The sequence below is a fragment of the Kitasatospora sp. NPDC096077 genome (genome assembly GCF_040303245.1).
In the GTDB taxonomy this organism is placed as follows: domain Bacteria; phylum Actinomycetota; class Actinomycetes; order Streptomycetales; family Streptomycetaceae; genus Kitasatospora.
The window spans coordinates 17,735-37,506 of the sequence record NZ_JBEOSV010000043.1; the positions used below are offsets into that span (position 1 = coordinate 17,735).

Below are 19,772 nucleotides of genomic sequence, written 5' to 3' on the forward strand. Positions count from 1 at the left end.
TCCCCCTGGCGGGGGAGCGGGGTGGCTACGGAGGGGGAGGTCGGGGCCGGGCGGTCGGGGTGAGCCTGGGGGCATGACGGAGCGTGGGTGGGTGGCGGCCGGGTGGGGCGTCGGGTACGGGGGGTTCGGACTGGGCTGTGCGGTGAGCGGGACGGCGCTGTGGGGCGTCGGCTGGGCGGGGTGGGTGGTCGCCGGGGTGGGGGCGGCCGCGGTCGGGGCGGGGTGGCGGGCGGTGCGGCGGCCGGCCGGGTGGTCGACCCGGGTGTTGTGGCTGCTGTGCGGGCTGGCGGTGGTGGGGGCCTGGAGCCTGCTGATGGACGTGGTGGCGCTGCTGTTCGGGCAGGGCGTGGACAGCGTGCCGGACGCGGTGCAGAAGGCGTCGGCGGGGGTGGGGGCGCTGGTGCTGGCCGGGGCCGCACGGGGGCGGGCGCGGGGACGGGGTCGGCCGGCTCCGGCGGCGGCCCCCGGGGTCGTCCAACTCGCCGCCTGGGCCGGGAGCCTGGCGTTCCTGCCGTACGTGGTGATGAAGCTGGTCTGGGCGTTCGGCGGCAGCTTCGCCGGGATCAGCGGCGAGCAGATGGACGCGAGTTACGTGCGCAACGGCTCCTCCGGGCTCTGGCTCGCGCTGGAGCGCCGGGGGTTGGACGGGACGGTGCTGCTGGCGGCGGTCGGGGTGTTCCTGCTGTGGGGGCTGGTGCGGCCGTGGGGGCAGGTGTTCCCGCGCTGGGCCCTGCCGCTGCGCGGGCGTCGCGTCCCGCGCTGGCTGCCGTTGACCCCGGCGCTGCTGGGCGCGGCCACGCTGGTGCCGTACGGGCTGGTCGGGCTCGGCTACCTGGCGCTGTGCACGCTCGGGGTGGTCGGGATCCGGCAGGGCGAGCTGGCCACGCCGGAGCAGGCGCTGCAGGTGGCCTGGGTGGGGGCGGCGGCCTTCGCGGGGTACGGGGTGGCGCTGGCGGTGGCGGCCCGGTGGTACTGGCGGCGGACGCGGGAAGGGGGGTGAGGGTGGGGATGGCTGCCGAGGTGTTTGCTGAGGCGGCAAGAAAGCTTGCCGATACCGGATGGTCGGTCGCAGCCTGGCGGTGGAGGTGAGCGACGATGAACGAGAACGGTACGGCCGAGCGCCATGACGTGGTGGTGGTCGGCGCCGGCGCAGCGGGACTGAGCGCCGCCCTGGTGCTGGGCCGGGCCCGGCGGCGGGTCGCGGTGGTCGACGCGGGGGAACCGCGCAACGCCCCCGCCGCCCACATGCAGGGCTTCCTCAGCCGGGACGGCATGCCGCCGGCCGCGCTGCTGGCGGTCGGCCGGGAGGAGGTCGCCCGCTACGGGGTGGACCTGATCGACGGGCGGGTGGAGCACATCGAGCCCGCCGGGCCCGCCGAGACCGGCTTCACGGTCCACCTGGCGGGCGGGCCGGTGCTGCACGCCCGCCGGGTGGTCGTGGCCACCGGGCTGCGGGACGACCTGCCGGAGCTGCCCGGCCTGGCCGAGCGCTGGGGCGAGGACGTGCTGCACTGCCCGTACTGCCACGGCTGGGAGGTCCGCGACCGCCCGCTCGGCGTGCTCGGCACCGGCCCGGGGGCGGTGAACCAGGCGCTGCTGGTGCGGCAGTGGTCGGCGGACCTGGTGCTGTTCGCGCACACCCTGGAACTGACCGGCGCCGATCGGGAGCGGCTGGCGGCGCGCGGTGTCCGGGTGGTCGAGGGCCGGATCGTCCGGGTGGTGGCCGACGGCGGGCGGCTGCGCGGGATCGAGCTCGCGAGCGGCGAAGTGGTGCCGCGCGAGGCCGTGTTCGTCTTCCCGCAGCCGGTACCCCGGGACGCACTGCTGTTCGGCCTGGACTGCGCCCGGGACGACCACGGCTGGGTCACCACCGACCGGACCGGGCGCACCAGCGTGCCCGGCGTCTGGGCGGTCGGCAACGTCGCCGACCCGCGCGCCCAGGTGGTGGTCGCCGCCGGGACGGGCGCGGCGGCCGCCTTCGACCTCAACCACGACCTGGTGGACGAGGAGATCGGACGGGCGGTCGCGCTGAGCCGCGCGTCCGGCGTCGCGCTGCCCGCCTGAGCGGCGAGGCTTTCGTCGAACCACGAACGGAGAAGGGGTACGTCATGGACGCGCACAAGGATCACGGGCACGGGCAGGCTCACGGGAGTGGGCACGGACACGGGGGTGGACACGCGCACGCGCACGGGCAGGTGCCGGCGGCCGACTTCGACTGGGACGCCATGGCGGCGCACCTGGAACTGGAGGCCGACCTGCGGGCCGACGCCGTCACGGAGGCCGGGCGCTGGCTGGCCGGGCTCGCCGGGGACGGCGCGGTGCGCCGGGTGCTCGACGTCGGGGCCGGGCCCGGGGTGATCGCCGGGCTGCTCGCCGAGGTGTTCCCGGCGACCGAGGTGGTGGCAGTCGACCAGTCGGCGGCGCTGCTGGAGCGGGCCCGGGCCCGCTCGGGCGGCCGACTGGGGACTCAACAGGCCGACCTGCCCGAGGAGTTCGACAAGCTGGGGGAGGCGGACCTGATCTGGTCCGGCAACGCCATCCACCACCTCGGCGACCAGCAGGCCGCGCTCGGCGCGCTGGCCGGCCGGCTGCGGCCCGGCGGACTGCTCGCCGTCGCCGAGAGCGGGCTGCCGGCGCGGTACCTGCCCCGGGACTTCGGGCTGGGACGGCCCGGCTTCCAGGCCCGGGTGGACGCGGCCAACGAGGACGGCTTCGCCACGATGCGGGCCGAACTGCCGGACACCACCGAGGAGATCGAGGACTGGCCGGCCATGCTGCGGCGGGCCGGGCTGCGGTCCGCCGGCACCCGGACCTTCCTGGTCGACCACCCGGCGCCGCTGGCCGGGCCGTTCCGGGAGTACCTGCACACCCGACTGGTGCGGCGGCACGAGCAGTTGGCCGAGGCCCTCGGGGAGGAGGACCGGGCGACGCTGGAGGTGCTGATCGACCGGGAGGCGCCGAGGGGGATCATGCGGCGGTCGGACGCCTTCTACCTCTCGGCGATGACGGTCCACGTGGGGCGGCGGGACTGAGGCGAGCCGGGACTGAGGCGAGCCGGGGCTCAGGGGGCGACGTCCAGGAAGGCCAGGACGGCGAGCACCCGGCGGTGGTCCTCCTCGGAGGGGGGCAGGTCGAGCTTGAGGAAGATGTTGGCGGTGTGCTTCTTCACCGCCCGTTCGGTGATCACCATCCGCTCGGCGATCGCCCCGTTCGACCGCCCCTCCGCCATCAGTTCCAGCACCTCCCGCTCCCGCGGCGTCAGGCGCTCCAGCGGCTTCTTGCGTTCGGTGTTGCTGACCAGCATCGCGATCACCTGGGGGTCGAGTGCGGTGCCGCCGGCCGCGACCCGGTGGACCGTCTCGACGAACTGGTCGGGGTCGAAGACCCGGTCCTTCAGCAGGTAGCCGATCGCGCCGCTGCCGTCGGCGAGCAACTCCTTGGCGTAGAGCTGCTCGACGTACTGGGACAGCACGAGCACCGGCAGTCCGGGGATCTGCCGGCGCGCTTCCAGAGCCGCCTGCAGGCCCTCGTCGGTGAACGTCGGGGGCAGTCGTACGTCGACGACGGCCACGTCCGGGCGTTCGGTGAGGAGGGCCTGCAGGAGGTCCGGTCCGGTGTCCACCGCGGCCACGACCTCGAAGTCGTAGGCCTGCAGCATCCGGATCAGACCGTCCCTCAGGAGGAAGAGGTCCTCCGCGAGTACAACTCGCACGGCAGCTCCATCGTCAGGGTCGTGGGGCCGCCGAGCGGGCTGCGGACGGCCAGGACTCCGTCGAAGGTAGCAAGCCGGCGCTCCAGGCCGCGCAGGCCGGTGCCGCGGGAGGGGTCGGCGCCGCCGGTGCCGTCGTCCGTGACCTGGGCCTTCAGCGTGCCGTTCTCGTACCAGAGTTGGACGTCGACGTGGTGGGCGCCGGAGTGCTTGGCGGCGTTGGTGAGCGCCTCGGAGACGGCGAAGTAGAGGGCGGACTCGACCGGGGCCTCCGGGCGGCCGGGCAGGTCGGCGGAGACGGAGACGTCCAGCGGGCTGTCCATGCCGAGGGCCCGGACGGCGTCGGCGAGACCGCGGTCGGCCAGCACCGGCGGGTGGATGCCGCGGACCAGGTCGCGCAGCTCGTTGAGGGCGGAGGCGGAGGCCTGGCGGGTCTCGGCGAGCAGCTGCTTGGCGGCCTCCGGGTCCCGCTCGACCAGCCGCTCGGCGACGCCCAGGTTCATGCCCATGGCCACCAGCCGGGCCTGCGCCCCGTCGTGCAGGTCCCGCTCGATCCGGCGCAGTTCGGCGGCCTGGCTGGTCAGCGCGTCGCGCCGGGTCTCGGTGAGGTGGGCGACCTTGCGCTCGGCGGCCAGCGCCTCGGCACGGGCGGTCGGACCGAGCAGCGCCTTGGCGAACGCGGTGTGGCCGCGCACCGCGCCGGGGGCGATCGCCAGGCCGGCCAGCATCACCGGGACGCCGAGCAGGGCGGCGGTGCCGGCCGTGCCGGAGTCGGTGACGTGCATCCAGAGGTACCAGGTGTTGCCGCCGTGGTCGGCGATCGACTGCCAGAACTGCGGCAGCACCAGGCCGAAGACGCCGTAGGCCACCACCAGCAGCGGGAGCAGCGCCATCGTGAGGCCGATGACCGGGTCGACGAGCAGCCAGAGCAGGTCGCGCCAGGTGGCCTGGTCGGCCAGCATCGCCTGGCAGCGCTGCCAGGCGCCCTTGAAGCCCGGCCCGGCCTCCGGCAGCGGCTGGTAGGGGTCCTTGATCTCGACCCCGGACCAGCGGGCGGCGAGCCCGCGGCGCAGCCCGGCCAGCGCCCGGACGGCCAGGACGGTGGGCGGCACCAGCAGCACGCCGACCCCGAGGCCGACGAAGGCGGCGGCCACCGTCGCGGCGGTGAGCAGGGCGAGTTGGGGCACCGCGAAGGCGGCCAGGGCCGGGCCGCGGAGGAGGGCGGCGACGGCGCCCCGCAGGACGCCGAGCGGGTTCCGCCGTCCGGTCCGGCCGGACGTGGTGTCGGTGTTCTGCACGTTGTTCACGACTCCCGTGGTGATGCTGCTGGTCATGGCCGCTCGGTCCCTTTCGTGACGGCCTCGCGGCCGGTATCCCTACCCGTTGCTTGCTGACGACATCCAGACTGCCGTCCGCCGCCGCTCCGATCACTGGGCCCTGGACCCCTGTTGGTGGTACCTGGGTACACCCCCCGATCGACGCCCAGAGGCCATGTTTCGGGGATGCCCCGCCGACCTAGTGTTCTGGGTGTCGGGAAGCGGGGCGCCACAGGGCGCCGGAGCTTCCGCAAATCCACTGATGCGTCGGGGAGTTCATGATGGGTGCGGGACGTGGCGAGAGCAACCGGCCGCTGGTCAGGCGGGGTTGGGTTCGACTGGTGATGGTGCTGGCGGCGATCGGTCTGTTCCTCTACGGCCTCACTCCGGACCGGGCCCATGCGGCCACCGGCTCTGGGGCCCAGGGGAGTTCGGCGACTGCCGGAGGCTCGACGGCGCCGCCCGACACCGGGTCGGTGAAGCAGCTGTTCGACGAGCTGGTGCCGAAGCTGCTCGCCGAGCACAAGATCCCGGGGGCGGCGGTGAGCTTGGTGGCCGGCGGGCAGCAGGTCTTCGCGGGCGGCTACGGCGTCTCCGAGGTGCCGGGCCGCAAGCCGGTCGACCCGGAGCGGACCGCCTTCTTCACCGGCTCCGACGCCAAGGTGTTCACCGCCGTCGCGGTCCTCCAGCAGGTCCGGGCGGGGAAGTTGGACCTGCACACGGACGTGAACAGCTATCTGACGACCTTCAAGATCCGGGACAGCTACCCGGGCCGGCCGGTGACCGTCGAGAACCTGCTCACCCACACAGGCGGCTTCGACGACACCTTCATGGGGCTGGCCTCGGCCGACCCGCAGCACGTGGGCTCGCTGGGCGCGGTGCTGGCCGCCCACCAGCCCGAGCGGGTGCGCGCCCCCGGGGTGGCCGCCGCGTACGACAACTACGGTGTCGCACTGGCCGGTTACCTGGTCGAGGTGGTCTCCGGCCAGCCGTTCGACCAGTACGTCGCCGAGCACGTCCTGCGCCCGCTCGGCATGGACCGCACCACCTTCACCCAGCCGCACCCGGCCGCGATCGACGCCGACCTCGCCCACGGCTACCGGCCGGACGGTGACGGCCAGACCGAGACCAAGGGACTGTACGGGCCGCTCACCCCGACCGGCGCGGCCGCCGTCACCACCGTTACCGACATGGCCCGGCTGATGCTCGCCCAGCTGCAGGGCGGCAGCTACCAGGGACAGCGGATCCTGGACCAGGAGGGCGACGACCTGCTGCTCGCCCGGCACTTCGGCCCGGACCAGCGGATCCCCGGGATGGCCTACCTGCTCGAACAGCGCAACCGCAACGGCCAGCAGCTGCTGGTCAAGGACGGGGACGTGCCCGGCTTCCACAGCAACCTGGCGCTGCTGCCGGCCCGCGGCGTCGGACTGTACGTGACCGTGAACGGGGACGGCGAGAACGGCACCGGCGGCTGGATGACGCAGCAGGTGCTCAACTCCTTCATGGACCGGTTCTACCCGGCCGCCGCCGTTCCCGCCCCGGCCGTGGTGGGCGGGGACCTGGGCAGGTTCGCCGGTGACTACCGGTCGACCCGGGTGAGCCACTCCAACCTGACCAAGGCGGCCGCGCTGATGGGCTCCGTGCACATCGAGGCCCGGGACGCCCGGCTCGTGGTGACCGGTCCGATCAGCCGGGACCCGAGCGTCGACGAGACCCAGTGGGAGCAGGTCCAGCCGGGGCTCTTCCAGCAGGTCGGCGGCACCGCGCAGTTGGCCTTCGAGCTGAACGGGGACGGGGACGTGGTGTCGATGCTGACCGACAGCGACCCGACCATCGCGTACCAGCCGCTGGCCTGGTACCAGGCGCCGGAGCTGCACCAGCGGATCGCCCTCGGCAGTCTGGCGGTGCTGGCGCTGACGGTGCTCGGCTGGGCGGTGGCCGCGGTGGTGCGGTCGGCCCGGGGCAAGGGGCGGGCCGGGCAGCCGGTGGCGCGGCTGCTGGGGTGGCTGACCGGGCTGGTGCTGGTGGTGGCCACCGGGTGCTTCGCGCTGCTGACCTCGGACTCCAACGAGCTCAACCAGACGCTGTTCCTGGGGGATTCGCCGCTGCTGAAGCTGGTGCCGGCGCTCTTCGTGGGGGCGCTGGCGCTGACCCTGGTGATGGTGGTCTGCGCGGTGGTGTCCTGGGTGCGCGGCTGGTGGGGGGTGTTCGGCCGGCTGCACTACACCTTCGTGACGCTGGCGGCGCTGCTCTTCCTGGTGCTGGCCGGGGGCTACGACCTCATCGGGACGGGGCACTTGGCGAACTCCCTGGATCTGATCGGGTGAGGGGACGGAACAGGACGGGGGACGGAGGGGACGGGGGACGGAGGGGACGGGGGACGGAGGGGACGGGGGACGGAGGGAACGGGGCGGGACACGGAAGGACAGGAAGGCCCGGGGCCGGGGTGGCTCCGGGCCTCGCGGTGTGTCCGGGCGTCCCCGGCGGCGCCCGGGGGGCCGGGTCAGGCGACGATCTGCCAGGAGGTGGTGGGGACCGGCGGGCGGAGGGAGACGTCGTGCCAGCGGACCGTGCGGCGGGGCGGCCGGGCGGCCGGGGTGGTGGCGGCCCGGGCTCTGTGCAGGAGCAGGACGGTGAGGGCGGCGATCTCCTCGGGGGTGAGGTCCGTGCGGTCGGTGCGGAAGAGGGCGGGCCGGTCGGCGGGCTCGGTGCGCTCGGTGCGGAGGGGTGCGGGCCGCTCGGTGCGGAGGGGTGCGGGCTGGTCGGTCATCGGGGCCTCCGGGTGCGGGAACCCCGACGGCCCCGACGCGGGGCGTGGGGGCCGTCGAGGGGGTGGGTGGTGCCGGGGGGTGGCTCAGGCGTGCTGCACGAGCAGCAGGCGGTGCATGGGGGTGTCGAGCAGGGCGACGCGGCGCAGGCCGGCGTCGGCGAGCCAGTGGTCGTAGTCGTGGACGGTGAAGGCGTCGCCGCCGCCGGTGGCGAGCATGGAGGCGGCGAAGAGCCGGAAGAAGCGGTTCTGGGTGTTCCCGTCGGTGCTGTCCTCGTCGACGATGTGGTCGGCGATGGCGATCACGCCGTCCGGGCTGAGCGACTTGGCGGAGCGGAGCAGGAGTTCGCGGGCCGACTCGGGGGTCTGCAGGTGGAAGATGTTGACGAAGAGGGCGACGTCGACGCCGGTGCCCCAGTCGTCGGCCCAGAAGTCGACGACCTCGGGGCTGAAGCGCTCGGCGACGCCGAGCCGGTGGGCCTGGGCGTTGGCGATCGGGATGATCCGTTCGGCGTCCAGGGCCCGGGCGTTGAGGCCGTCGAACTCCTGGAGCAGCAGCTGGCTGTAGATGCCGGTGCCGCAGCCGACGTCGAGCAGGGTGCGGTCGGTGCCGTCGGTCCAGCCCTGCTCGCGCAGCCAGCCGGCCAGGGTGGCGGTGATCGGCGGGGCCCAGAAGTTGATGCCGCGGACCAGGGAGGTGTAGTCCTCCTCGGAGATCTGGTTGAGCTGCTGGGAGCCCTCGGAGTTGCGGGCGCCGGTGCGGACGTTGGCGGCGAGGTTGCGCCAGGCGCCCCAGGCGACGTTGCGGTCGTGCCGGATCTTGCCGACCAGGCTGTAGAGGCCCTCGGGGGCGAAGACGTCGTGCATCTCCGGTGGCAGGGTGTAGACGGCCTGGCCGTCCGCCGCGCGGTTGCGCTCGACCACGTCGTAGGCGGCCAGGCCGTCCAGCAGGACGCGGGTGGCGCGCAGGTCGGTGCCGAGGCGGGTGGAGAGCTCACCGGCGGTGGCGGGGGCGCCGATCAGCGCGGTGAAGGCGCCGATGTCGTGGGCGGCCTCGATGACGCCGGTGGCCCAGATGCCGATGAGGTGCTCGTACATCCGGTGGGCGGCGTTGACGCCGCTGCCGCGGCCGGGGAGCAGCTCGGTGTCGACCAGCGGGGTGTGGTTGTCGTGGGTGCGCACGGCGGGGATGGTCATGGGTTCTCCTAGGGGGTGGTGACGGCGCGTCTGACGTGTCTGTTCACAGGACGATGCCGCCGTCGATCTGCAGGACCGAGCCGGTGAGGTAGGCGGATTGCGGGCCGGCCAGGAAGGCGACCGATTCGGCCACCTCCTCGGCGGTGCCGAAGCGGCCGAGCGGGATGTGCTTGAGGGCGTCGGTGCGTTGGCCGTCGCTGAGCACCGAGGTCATGTCGGTCTCGATCATTCCGGGGGCCACCGCGTTGACCCGGACCCCGTAGCGGCCGACCTCCTTGGCCAGGGCGCGGGTGAGCGCGATGATGCCGGCCTTGGAGGCGGCGTAGTTGCTCTGGCCGGGGTTCCCGTAGACGCCGGAGACCGAGGAGAGCGTGATGATCGAGCCGCCGCGGCGCTTGACCATCGGGAAGGCCACCGCGCGGCAGAGGTTGGCGGTGCCGTTCAGGTTGGTGTCGGTGACGGCCTGCCAGTCCTGGTCGGCCATCAGCAGCAGGGGCTTGTCGCGGGTGATGCCGGCGCTGGCGACGGCGACGGTGATTGGGCCGAGTTCCGCCTCCGTCCTGGTGACCCAGGCACGGACGGCGGACGCGTCGGTGACGTCGACCCGTTCGGCGAGGACGGCGGCGCCGAGGGCGTCGAGTTCCTTGCCGAGCAGGTCGGCGGCCTGCTGGTCGGACTGGTAGCAGAAGCTGACCGCGTAGCCGTCGACGGCCAGGCGCAGGGCGGCCGCCTTCCCGATGCCGCGGGAGCCGCCGCTGATCAGGACGACGCCCGGGGCGCTCACCGGTCACCGCCGGCGAGGCGCAGGACGGCGCAGGCGGCCAGGCCCTGGTGGTCCAGCGAGGCGATCACGGCGAGCCGGCCGGCCGCCGCGGGGTCCTGTTCGGCCAGGGCCAGGACGGTGGTGACGGAGAAGACGGTGCCCGCGGAGCCGGTGTCGCCGAGCAGCCCGGCGGTGCGGACCCGCCGGACGGCCTCGGGGCCGACCAAGGCGGCGAGCTGTTCCTCGGCCGGCTGCCCGGTGACGGCCGCGGCCCAGACCTGGTCGGGGGTGGCGTCGGCCTGGGCGAGGGCGTCCCGGACGGTGGCGGCGAGCGCCTCCTGGGGGTCCTCGTCGACGGCCAACCGGACGTCCAGGGACAGCAGTTCGGCCAGCACCCGGCGTTCGGGCGGCAGCGTCCGGGCGGTCTCCACCAGCAGGACGGCGCTGCCCTCGCCGATCGGCCGGTCGGGCTCGCCGGCCAGCCACGAGCGGGTCTCGGTCTGCTCCTCGACCGCGCCGACCAGGGCGCGTTCGGCCCGGCCGGCCGCCAGCAGGCGGCGGGCGTAGCCGAGGGCGAGCAGGCCGCCCGCGGCGCCGCCGGCCAGGGTGGTGTTGGGGCCCTTGAGGTCGAAGCGGATGGCGGTGGCCGCGGCCGGTCCGTTCATCAGCACGTTCGGCATCAGCTGGGCCGGTACGTCGTACGGCTTGTCGCCCTCGAACGAGGCCCGGCTGAACCCGGCGGCGCTGTGGGCGCTGCCGAGGGTGGTGCCGAGGACGAGGGCGGTGCCGCCGCCGGTGGCGATCGGCTGCCGGGCCGCCGCGGCCTCGTCGAGGAGTTCGCGGACGGCGGTGACGGCCAGGCCGGTGGCCCGGTCGTAGGTGCGGGTGCCGGCCTTGCCGAGCACCTTGCGGGTGTCGAAGTCGGGGACCAGGTGGGCCGGTTCGCCCCGGGCGACCCCGGCCGCGAACGCGTCGCGGCCGAGGCCGAAGGGGGAGACGGCGGACCACGCGGTGATCAGCGGCCGGTCCCGGTGGATCGTGCGCTCGCTCATCGGCTGGGCTCCTCCTCATGGCGCCCCAGGACGACGGAGGCGTTGTTGCCGCCGAAGGCCAGTCCGTTGTTGACCACCACCCGGAGGTCCGCGGGGACGGAGTGGTTGGGCACGCAGTCGATCTGGCACTGGGGGTCGGTGGTGCGGTGGTTGACGGTGGGCGGGACGAACCCGTGGGCCAGCGCGAGCGCCGAGGCGGCCGCGCCGAGCGCGCTCGCCGCGCCCATGGAGTGGCCGAGCATCGCCTTGAGGGCGACGGTGCGCGGCGGGGTGTCGCCGAAGACCTCGCGGATCGCCCGGGTCTCGGTGATGTCGTTGGTGGGGGTGCCGGTGCCGTGGGCGGAGACCAGGTCGACCTCGTCGGCCTTGACCCCGGCGTCGGCCAGCGCCAGCTCCATGCAGCGGGCGACGCTGGACTGGTCGGGTGCGGTCGGGTGGTGGGCGTCGCAGTTGAGCCCGTAGCCGAGCAGTTCGGCGTAGATCCGGGCGCCGCGGGTGCGGGCGGACTCCAGCGTCTCCAGCACGAGGACCCCCGCGCCCTCGGCCGTGAGCAGTCCCTCGCGGTCGGCGTCGAACGGACGGCAGACGTCGGAGGAGACCAGGCCGAGCCGGCTGAAGCCGGCGAAGGTGCGGCGGCAGATCGCGTCCGCGCCGCCGACCAGGGCGATGTCCGCCTCGCCGGTGCGGACGGCGTCGAAGCCGTCGCCGATGGCGTAGTTGCCGGCCGCGCAGGCCGTGCCGAGCACGGTCGGGACCACCCTGGGGAGCCGCAGCTCCCGGGCGACGGCCAGGGCCAGCTGGTGGGCCGGCAGGCGGCCGGCCAGCAGCTGGTCGGCCGGCCGCTCCGGCCCCTGCGCGACGGACGCGGCCATCATCCGGTCCAGTTCGCCGGCCTCGCCGTCGGTGGTGCCGACGGTGACCTGGGCGCGCAGCCCGGCGAGCCGCTGCTCGTCGAGGCCGGCGTCCTGGACGGCCATCCGGGCCGCCGCGACGGTGAACTGGGTGGCGCGGCCGAGCTGTTCGACCGGGAGGCGGTGGATCCACCGCTCCGGGACGAAGCCGTCGACCTCGTGCCCGGAGGTGTGGACGAAGCCGGTGGTGTCGAAGCTGGTGATCGGACCGGCGCCGCAGCGGCCCTCGCGCAGGGCCGAGGTGAACTCCTCGACCCCGTTGCCGATGCTCGACAGGACGCCGATGCCGGTCACCACCACGCGCTGGGGGGCGCTCGCGGCGCGCTGCGGGGCGTTCATCGCGCGGTCGCCCGGGACAGGACCTCCAGCACGGCGGCCAGGTTGACCATGTTGCCCAGCTCCTCCTGCGGGATGGTGACGTGGAACTCCTTCTCCAGGCGGGCGAGGACCTCGATGGCGTTCAGCGAGTCGGCGCCGTAGTGGTCGATGAAGTGGTCGGTGAGGGTCAGCTCGTCCAGTTCGAGGTCGAGGCAGTCGGCGACGATCTCGCGGACCTTGGACTCGTCGATGGCGATGGTGCTCATGGGGTGCTCCTCAACTGCGGTGGAAGGTGCGGTGGTTGGTGCCGGTGGTTGGTGCCGGTGGTTGGGGTTGGCGGTTCAGGCGGTGGCGTCGATCAGGCTCTGCGGGCGCAGGTCGGTCCAGCTGCGCTCGATGTGGTCCAGCGCCTCCTGCCGGGTGCTCGCGCCCTGGACGGTCCGCCAGCCGGCCGGGACCTCGGCGAAGGCCGGCCAGAGGCTGTGCTGGTTCTCGTGGTTGACGAGGACGAGGAAGGTGCCCTGCTCGTCGTCGAACGGATTGCTCATGGTTTTTCTCGGTCCTTTCTGAATTCCCGGGGGGAATTCCCCCGGGAGTGTTGTCCGGGGTCGCCGACCGGCTATTTCAGGGCGGCCGACAGGATCTTTCCGATGAAGCCGGCCGGGGCCGTTCCGAGCATCGAGTCGTGGTCGCTGTCGACCGGGTGCCGGAGGATCCGGCCGGTCACGTGCGGCTGCCAGGACTCGGCGCCGGGGGCGCCGGGGGTGAGGCCGTGGGTGGCCGTGAACAGGAGCAGGTCGCCCCGGTAGCGGCCCGGGCGGTGGGCGTCGCCCAGTACGCCGTGGGTGCGGATCACTCCGAGCAGGCGGGTCAGTTCGGTCTCGTCCAGCTCCGCGAGCGGGTTGCCGGCCTCGGCCAGGCGCTGTCGCGCGGTGGCCGGGTCGAGCGGTCCGTCGGTGGGGAGGCCGGCCCGCTCCAGGAGTTCGGCCAGGACGGCCGGCTCGCTCGGCGGCTCCTCGGTCGGGGTGCCGGTGCCGGGGAAGCCGTCCAGGTCGGCGAGCAGTTCGACCTGCTCGCCGCGGGCCTGGAGCTGGATGGCGATCTCGTGGGCGACGAGCCCTCCGAATGACCAGCCGAGAACACGATAGGGCCCCTGCGGCTGGATTTCCAGCATTCTTCCGAGATATTTTCCGGCGATTTCCCGGACGGACTCCGCGGGCTTTTCCGGCGTGCGGACGCCACCCGTCTGGAATGCATACACGGGAATGTCCGCGTCAATTTCCGCGGCGAGTGCCAGGAAGGGCCAGCCGAGTCCGACGGCGCCGTGCACGCAGAACAGCGGGCGGCGGTCGCCGGTCGGCCGGATCGCCAGGACGGGGGCGTACGGGTCCTCGGGCACGCTGGTGTCCTCGGGCGCACTGGTGTCCTCGGAGGCGCCGGCGACCCGGGCCAGGCCGGCCACGGTGCGGTGCGCGAAGACGTCGGCGGGGGTGAGCGACAGTCCGGCGGTCCGGGCCCGGCTGACCAGTTGGATGGACTTCAGGCTGTCGCCGCCGAGTTCGAAGAAGCCGTCCTCGGCGCTGACCCCGTCCTCGGCGAGGCCGAGCACCTCGGCGAAGACCCGGCTCAGGGCGAGCTCGACGGGCCCGCTCGGGGGCCGTCCGGCGGAGCGCGCGGCGGCTCGGTCGGCGGCGCCGGGGGCGGGCAGCGCCTTGCGGTCCACCTTGCCGTTCGGGGTGAGCGGCAGCGCCGCCAGCGGGACGTACCCGGTCGGGAGCATGTACTCCGGCAGGACGGCCGCCAGATGGGCGCGCAGCGCGGCGGGTTCGGGGCGGTCCGGCCCGGCGGGCACCAGGTAGGCGACCAGCCGGCGTTCGCCGGGGCCGTCCTCCCGGTCCACCACGGCGCAGCGTTCGACGGCCGGATGGTCGGTCAACACCGCCTCGATCTCGCCGAGTTCGATCCGGAAGCCGCGGATCTTGACCTGGTGGTCCACCCGGCCGAGGTAGTCCAGCGCGCCGTCCGGCCGCAGCCGGGCGAGGTCGCCGGTGCGGTACATCCGGCTGCCCGGTGGGCCGTACGGGTCGGCGGTGAAGCGGCCGGCGGTCAGGCTCGGGCGGTCCAGGTAGCCCCGGGCGACGCCCGCGCCGGACAGGTACAGCTCGCCGACCACGCCCGGCGGCACCGGGCGCAGCGTGGCGTCCAGCAGCCGGACCTGGTTGCCGGCCAGCGGGTGGCCGATCGGCGGCGGGCCGGCCTGGCCGGGCGGGAGCTCGGCGGCGAGCGACCAGATGGTGGTCTCGGTCGGGCCGTACAGGTTGGTGACCTTGGCGGCGGCGCCGGTCAGCGCCTCGGCCAGGGCCGGGCCGATCGCCTCGCCGCCGGTCAGCACGTGCAGTCCGGCCAGGGCCTGCGGGTGGCTGCCGACCAGGGCGTGCCAGAGCGTCGGGGTGGCCTGGAGGACGTCCGGTCCGCTGGTGCGGATCAGTTCGGCCAGCAGGTCGGGGTCGCGGACGGTCTCCAGCGGGGCGACCACCAGCCGGGCGCCGCCGAGCAGCGGGGCCAGCAGCTCCAGGTTGGCGATGTCGAAGCCGAAGGTGGTGACCGCGAGCAGGCTGCGGCCGGGGCCCAGGCCGAGCCGGCCGGCCAGGTCGAGCAGGTGGTTGGCCAGGGCGCCGCGGGGCACCACGACGCCCTTGGGGCGGCCGGTGGAGCCCGAGGTGTAGATGACGTACGCGGCGTGCCCGGGCCGTACCGGCGCGGCCAGTTCGGCCGGGCGCAGGTGCTCCGGGGCCTGTCCGTCGACCAGGGCGCGGGTGGCCGGGTCGTCCAGCAGCAGCGGCGTTCCGGCCGCCAGGGCGGGGACGGTGGCGGCCACCTCGGTCCGGGTGACGGTGAGCACCGGCCGGGCGTCCTCGGCCATCGCGGCGATCCGGTCGGCCGGGTAGGACGGGTCGATCGGCAGGTAGGCGGCGCCGGACTTGACCACCGCGAGGGCGGCGACCACCAGGTCGACCGAGCGCGGCAGGGCGATCGCCACCACCCGGTCGGGCGCGGCGCCCCGGGCGAGCAGGGTGCGGGCGAGCCGGTTGGCCCGGCGGTGCAGTTCGGCGAAGTCGAGCCGTTCGGTGCCGAATTCGAGGGCCGGGGCGTCCGGACGGGCGTCCGCGGCGGCCTCCAGCAGCTCGGCCAGGGTGCGGTCGCTGACCAGCGCGTCGGGGCCGACCCCGGCGGCCAGCAGCCGTTCCGGCTCGCCGGGGAGCAGGGCCGGGGCGGCGGTGACCGGACGGTCGGGCTGTTCCACCAGGGCGGTCAGCAGGTGCACCAGGCGTTCGGTGAGCCGGGTCGCGCCGGCCTCGGTGAACAGGTCGGTGCTGTACTCCAGCCGGCCGGTGAGGCCGGCCGCGCCCGAGCCCGTGCCCACGCCCCCGATCGGGTCCGGGGCCTCGGCGAGTTCGAAGGCGAGGTCGAGCCGGGCGGTGCCCAGTTCGGCCGCGCCCGCCTCGACGGTGACGCCGGGCAGGTCCAGCCGGGCGGCGGCGTTGTTGTGCAGGGCCAGCAGGGTCTGGAACAGCGGGTTGCGGGCCTGGGCGCGCTCGGGGCCGAGGGCGTCGACCAGCTTCTCGAAGGGCAGGTCCTGATGGGCGTAGGCGGCCAGGTCGGCGGCCTTGACCCGGTCCAGCAGCTCGCGGAAGGTCGGGGCGCCGGACAGGTCGGTGCGCAGCACCAGGGTGTTGACGAAGCAGCCGACCAGGTCCTCCAGGGCGTCGTCGGTGCGGCCGGCGATCGGGGTGCCGAGCGGGATGTCCTCGCCCGCGCCGAGCCGGTGGAGCAGGGTGGCCAGGGCGGCCTGCAGCACCATGAACAGGCTGGCGCCGCTGTCCCGGGCCAGCGTGAGGGCGGCCCGGTGCACCCCGGCGGGGACGGTGAAGCGGACGCTGCCGCCGCGGTAGCCGGTGACGGCCCGCCGGGGGGTGTCCACCGGCAGCTGGAGCTCGTCCGGCAGGTTGGCCAACTGCTCCTTCCAGTAGGTGAGTTGCCTGGACATCGCGGAATCGGGGTCGGTCTCCTCGCCGAGCAGTCCGCGCTGCCAGAGCGCGTAGTCGGCGTACTGCACCGGCAGCGGCGCCCAGTCGGGCGCTCGGCCGGCCAGTCGGGCGGTGTAGGCGGCGGAGAGGTCGCGGGTGAGCGGGCCGTTGGACCAGCCGTCCCCGGCGATGTGGTGGATCACCACGACCAGCAGGTGGTCCTCCGGGCCGGCCGCGAGCAGGGTGGCCCGGATCGGCGGCCGGTTCGCCAGGTCGAACCCGGCCCGGGCGAACTCCTCGGCGGCCGAGCTCAGTTCGGCTGCGGGGAGCTCGCGCAGCGGCAGCCCGACGGCGGCCTGTTCGGTGCTGAGGACCCGCTGGTAGGGCAGGCCGTCGCGGTCCGGGAAGACGGTGCGCAGGCTCTCGTGCCGCTCGATCACGTCGGTCAGCGCGGCGGCCAGCGCGGTCCGGTCCAGGGCGCCGCGCAGCCGCAGCGTCCAGGGCAGGTGGTAGGTGGCGGACGGGCCCTCCAGCCGGTCCAGGAACCAGAGCCGCTGCTGGGCGTACGACAGCGGCGGCCGCTCCGGGCGCTCCCCGGCGGTGAGCGCGGGGCGGACGGCGTCCCGGGTGAGCCGCCCGGCCAGCGCGGCCACCGTGGGGGCCTCGAACAGGGTGCGGATCGCCAGTTCGGCGCCGAGCAGGGTGCGGACCCGGCTGACCAGCCGGGTGGCGAGCAGCGAGTGCCCGCCGAGCTGGAAGAAGTCCTCGTCGATGCCGACCTTCGGCAGGTCCAGCACCTCGGCGAAGGCGGTGCAGAGCACCTCCTCCTGCGGGGTGCGCGGGCCGCGGCCGGTGCCGGCGGCGGTGGGGTCGACCTCGGGCAGCGCCGCGCGGTCCACCTTGCCGTTCGGGGTCAGCGGCAGGGCGTCCAGCACCACCAGGGTGGCGGGCACCATGTACTCGGGCAGGAGCGCGGCGGCGGCTGTCCGGCAGCGGGCCGGGTCGAGGTCGCCGGTCACATAGCCGACCAGCCGGGCGTCGCCGGCCGTGCCGCGACGGACCACCACCACGGCGTCGCCGACCCGGTCGATCGAGCGCAGCGCGGCCTCGACCTCGCCGGGCTCGATCCGGTGGCCGCGGATCTTGACCTGGTGGTCGACCCGCTCCAGGAACTCCAGTTCGCCGTCCGGCCGCCGGATCACCCGGTCGCCGGTGCGGTACATCCGGGCGCCCGGCCGCGGGCTGAACGGGTCGGCGGTGAACACCGCGGCGGTGCGGGCGGGTTGGTCCAGGTAGCCGCGGCCGACGCCGCGCCCGCCGACGTACAGCTCGCCGGGGACGCCGTCCGGCACCGGGCGCAGCGCGCCGTCCAGGACGTACAGTCCGGTGCCGCGGACGGCGCGGCCGATCGGGGCGCGCACCGAGTCCAGCTCGGCGGGGGCGCCGATCAGCGCGTGGGTGACGTCGTCCGAGCACTCGGTCGGCCCGTACGCGTTGACCAGTGGGATGGCCGGGTGCCGGGCGAACCAGCGGTGGGCCAGGTCGGCGGGCAGCGCCTCGCCGGTGACCACCAGCTTGCGCAGCCCGTCCAGGGCGGGCGGTTCGGCGCCGGCGTCCCAGCTGTCCAGGGCGGCCCGCAGCAGCGAGGGGACGACCTCCAGCACGGTGACGCCCTCGGGGGCGACCAGGCCGAACAGGGCCTGCGGGTCGGCGGCGAGTTCGCGGCCGGTGACCCGCAGCCGCCCGCCGACGACCAGCGCGGCGAGCATCTGCCAGACCGAGATGTCGAAGGTGACCGGGGCGTTGTGGACCAGCACGGTGTCCCGGTCCAGTTCCAGGTCGTCGACCTTGGCCAGCAGGTGGTTGACCATGCCCGCGCGGTGCACCATGGCGCCCTTGGGGCGGCCGGTGGAGCCCGAGGTGAAGATGACGTACGCCAGGTCGTCGGCGGCGCCGCGCGGTGCGGGCGGCCGTTTGGCGGCCCGCGGGCCCAACTCCAGGACGGGGACGTCCAGTCCGGCCGCGGCCAGCAGTTCGGCGGCGGTGCCGCGCTCGCCGGGGTCGACCAGCAGGGCGCCGATCCGCGCCTCGGCGGCCAGCACGGCGCCGCGCCGGACCGGGGCGGCGACGTCCAGCGGCAGCCAGGCCGCGCCCGCGCCGAGCACGCCGAGGACGGCGGTGACGAAGCCGCAGCCGGGCGGGGCCAGCACTCCGACCGGTCCGGTCCCGGCGTCGACGCCGGCCTTGACCAGGGCTCGGGTCACCGTGCCGGCCCGGCCGGCCAGTTGGGCGTAGGTGAGGTGTTCGGCGCCGTCGGAGACCGCGACCGCGGTCGGGGTGGTGCGGGCGAACTCCTGGACCCGGGCCACCACGTCCGTCCACGGGTCGGTCTCGGCCGGCTCCGGGGCGGGGACGGCCAGTCGGGCGCGCTCGCCGGGCAGCAGCAGGTCCAGCTGCCCGAGCGGGCGGTCCGGCTCGGCCCGGGCGGTGCGCAGCACGTGCAGCAGCCGCTCGGCGACGACGGCGGCCTCGGCCGGGGTGAACCGGGCGGTGTCGTAGCCGATCTGGAGGCGCAGCCGGTCGCCGGGCAGGGCCATCAGGCTGAGCGGGTAGTGGTTGGCGTCGCCGGCCCGCAGGTCGGTCAGCCGCAGCCCGGCGACCTCGCCGGCCAGGGCCTTCGGGTCGAGCGGGTAGTTCTCGAAGACCAGCACGCTGTCGAAGAGGTCGCCCACGCCGGCCAGCCGCTGGACGGTGTCGAGGCCGAGGTGCTGGTGCGGGAGCAGCAGGGACTGGTGGTCCTGGAGGTCGCCGAGCAGGTCGGTGAAGCTCCGCGCCGGGTCCAGGTCGACCCGCACCGGCAGGGTGTTGATGAACAGCCCGACCATGGTCTCGACCCCGGGTAGCTCCGGCGGGCGGCCGGAGACGGTGCCGCCGAAGACGATGTCGCGCAGCCCGGTGAGGGTGCCGAGCACGGTCGCCCAGGCGCCCTGCACCACGGTGTTGACGGTCAGGCCGCGGCTGCGGGCCCAGCCGGTGAGCGCGGCGAACTCCCGCTCGTCCAGTTCGACGGCGTGCTCGCCGGGCATCGCGGTCCCGGCCGTTCCGGTGCCGGACAGCCGGGTGGGCTCGGTGAAGCCGGCCAGTGCGGCGGTCCAGGCCGCCTCGGCCGCCTTCCGGTCCTGCCGGGCCAGGTGGGCCAGGTAGGACCGGTACGGGGCGGGGCGGGGCAGCGAGACGCCGCCGTCGGCGTAGCAGGCGAACAGCTCGCGCACCACGATCGGCATCGACCAGCCGTCGAACAGGATCTGGTGCGAGGTCAGCACCAGCCGGTGCTGCCGGTCGCCGAGCCGCAGCAGGCTGAAGCGCAGCAGCGGCGGGCGGGCCAGGTCGAAGGGGCGCAGCCGGTCCTGTCGGGCCAGCTGGTCGGGGTCCTGGAGGCCGGTCCGCAGGTCGATCTCCCGCCAGTCGAGCGGGACGTCGCGTGGCACCACCTGCACCGGGTCGCCGTTCCTGCGGTAGCGGAAGGCCGCCCGCAGGTTGGGGTGGCGTTCCAGCAGGGCGGTGACCGCCCGGCGCAGTCGGGCCGGGTCCAGGTCGCCGGCCAGGTCCAGTGCCAACTGCACGGTGTAGACGTCGAGTTCCTCGCGGTGGTACTGCGCGTGGAACATCAGTCCGGCCTGCAGTGGTGCCACCGGCAGGATGTCGCTCAGA

The 19,772-nt window shown here is 74.7% G+C and carries 14 protein-coding genes; 4 read left to right on the forward strand and 10 right to left on the reverse strand.

Annotation, left to right across the window (positions count from 1 at the left end; all coding sequences use genetic code 11):
- Positions 1-73 precede the first annotated feature (73 nt).
- From ABTZ03_RS29320 to ABTZ03_RS29330, 3 genes are all read left to right on the forward strand, one after another.
- Positions 74-1,000, forward strand: coding sequence for a hypothetical protein (locus ABTZ03_RS29320; protein ID WP_350516119.1), 927 nt, complete (start codon positions 74-76; stop codon positions 998-1,000).
- A 95-nt stretch (positions 1,001-1,095) separates the two neighbouring features.
- A complete protein-coding gene (locus ABTZ03_RS29325) occupies positions 1,096-2,064 on the forward strand; it encodes an NAD(P)/FAD-dependent oxidoreductase (RefSeq protein WP_350516120.1) in 969 nt (322 codons plus the stop codon).
- Positions 2,065-2,108: 44 nt separating this feature from the next.
- Positions 2,109-3,032, forward strand: a complete 924-nt coding sequence (locus ABTZ03_RS29330) for a class I SAM-dependent methyltransferase (protein WP_350516121.1) — start codon at positions 2,109-2,111, stop codon at positions 3,030-3,032.
- 29 nt (positions 3,033-3,061) lie between these two features.
- On the opposite strand, the gene ABTZ03_RS29335 is transcribed toward ABTZ03_RS29330, so the two are convergent.
- Together ABTZ03_RS29335 and ABTZ03_RS29340 are read right to left on the reverse strand one after the other, a co-directional pair.
- Complete coding sequence (locus tag ABTZ03_RS29335; RefSeq protein WP_350516122.1) at positions 3,062-3,712, reverse strand: LuxR C-terminal-related transcriptional regulator; 651 nt, start codon at positions 3,710-3,712, stop codon at positions 3,062-3,064.
- A complete protein-coding gene (locus ABTZ03_RS29340; RefSeq protein ID WP_350516123.1) occupies positions 3,676-5,043 on the reverse strand; it encodes a sensor histidine kinase in 1,368 nt (455 codons plus the stop codon). The genes ABTZ03_RS29335 and ABTZ03_RS29340 overlap by 37 nt, the downstream gene beginning before the upstream one ends.
- 263 nt (positions 5,044-5,306) lie before the next feature.
- On the opposite strand from ABTZ03_RS29340, the gene ABTZ03_RS29345 reads away from it, so the two are divergent.
- Positions 5,307-7,352 carry a serine hydrolase domain-containing protein gene (locus ABTZ03_RS29345; RefSeq protein ID WP_350516124.1) on the forward strand — a complete coding sequence of 682 codons (2,046 nt, stop codon included), beginning with the start codon at positions 5,307-5,309 and terminating at the stop codon, positions 7,350-7,352.
- A gap of 176 nt (positions 7,353-7,528) precedes the next feature.
- Here the strand turns inward: ABTZ03_RS29345 and ABTZ03_RS29350 are convergent, their stop codons facing one another.
- From ABTZ03_RS29350 to ABTZ03_RS29385, 8 genes are all read right to left on the reverse strand, one after another.
- On the reverse strand, positions 7,529-7,795 hold the full coding sequence (locus ABTZ03_RS29350) for an acyl-CoA carboxylase epsilon subunit (RefSeq protein ID WP_350516125.1): 267 nt from the start codon (positions 7,793-7,795) through the stop codon (positions 7,529-7,531).
- Positions 7,796-7,879: 84 nt separating this feature from the next.
- Positions 7,880-8,989 carry a class I SAM-dependent methyltransferase gene (locus ABTZ03_RS29355; RefSeq protein ID WP_350516126.1) on the reverse strand — a complete coding sequence of 370 codons (1,110 nt, stop codon included), beginning with the start codon at positions 8,987-8,989 and terminating at the stop codon, positions 7,880-7,882.
- Positions 8,990-9,032: 43 nt separating this feature from the next.
- On the reverse strand, positions 9,033-9,773 hold the full coding sequence (gene fabG / locus ABTZ03_RS29360; RefSeq protein ID WP_350516127.1) for a 3-oxoacyl-ACP reductase FabG: 741 nt from the start codon (positions 9,771-9,773) through the stop codon (positions 9,033-9,035).
- The gene (locus tag ABTZ03_RS29365) at positions 9,770-10,804 is read right to left on the reverse strand and encodes a beta-ketoacyl synthase N-terminal-like domain-containing protein (protein WP_350516128.1); all 1,035 of its coding nucleotides are present in this window, start codon (positions 10,802-10,804) and stop codon (positions 9,770-9,772) included. The genes fabG and ABTZ03_RS29365 overlap by 4 nt, the downstream gene beginning before the upstream one ends.
- Entirely contained in the window at positions 10,801-12,054 is a 1,254-nt protein-coding gene (locus ABTZ03_RS29370; protein ID WP_350516129.1) for a beta-ketoacyl-[acyl-carrier-protein] synthase family protein, read from the reverse strand. The genes ABTZ03_RS29365 and ABTZ03_RS29370 overlap by 4 nt, the downstream gene beginning before the upstream one ends.
- Entirely contained in the window at positions 12,051-12,299 is a 249-nt protein-coding gene (locus ABTZ03_RS29375; RefSeq protein WP_350516130.1) for an acyl carrier protein, read from the reverse strand. The genes ABTZ03_RS29370 and ABTZ03_RS29375 overlap by 4 nt, the downstream gene beginning before the upstream one ends.
- Before the next feature lie 75 nt (positions 12,300-12,374).
- Positions 12,375-12,581, reverse strand: a complete 207-nt coding sequence (locus ABTZ03_RS29380; RefSeq protein WP_350516131.1) for an MbtH family protein — start codon at positions 12,579-12,581, stop codon at positions 12,375-12,377.
- 71 nt (positions 12,582-12,652) lie between these two features.
- Positions 12,653-19,753: a non-ribosomal peptide synthetase gene (locus ABTZ03_RS29385; protein ID WP_350516132.1), complete on the reverse strand. Its 7,101-nt coding sequence runs from the start codon at positions 19,751-19,753 to the stop codon at positions 12,653-12,655.
- Positions 19,754-19,772: the final 19 nt, after the last annotated feature.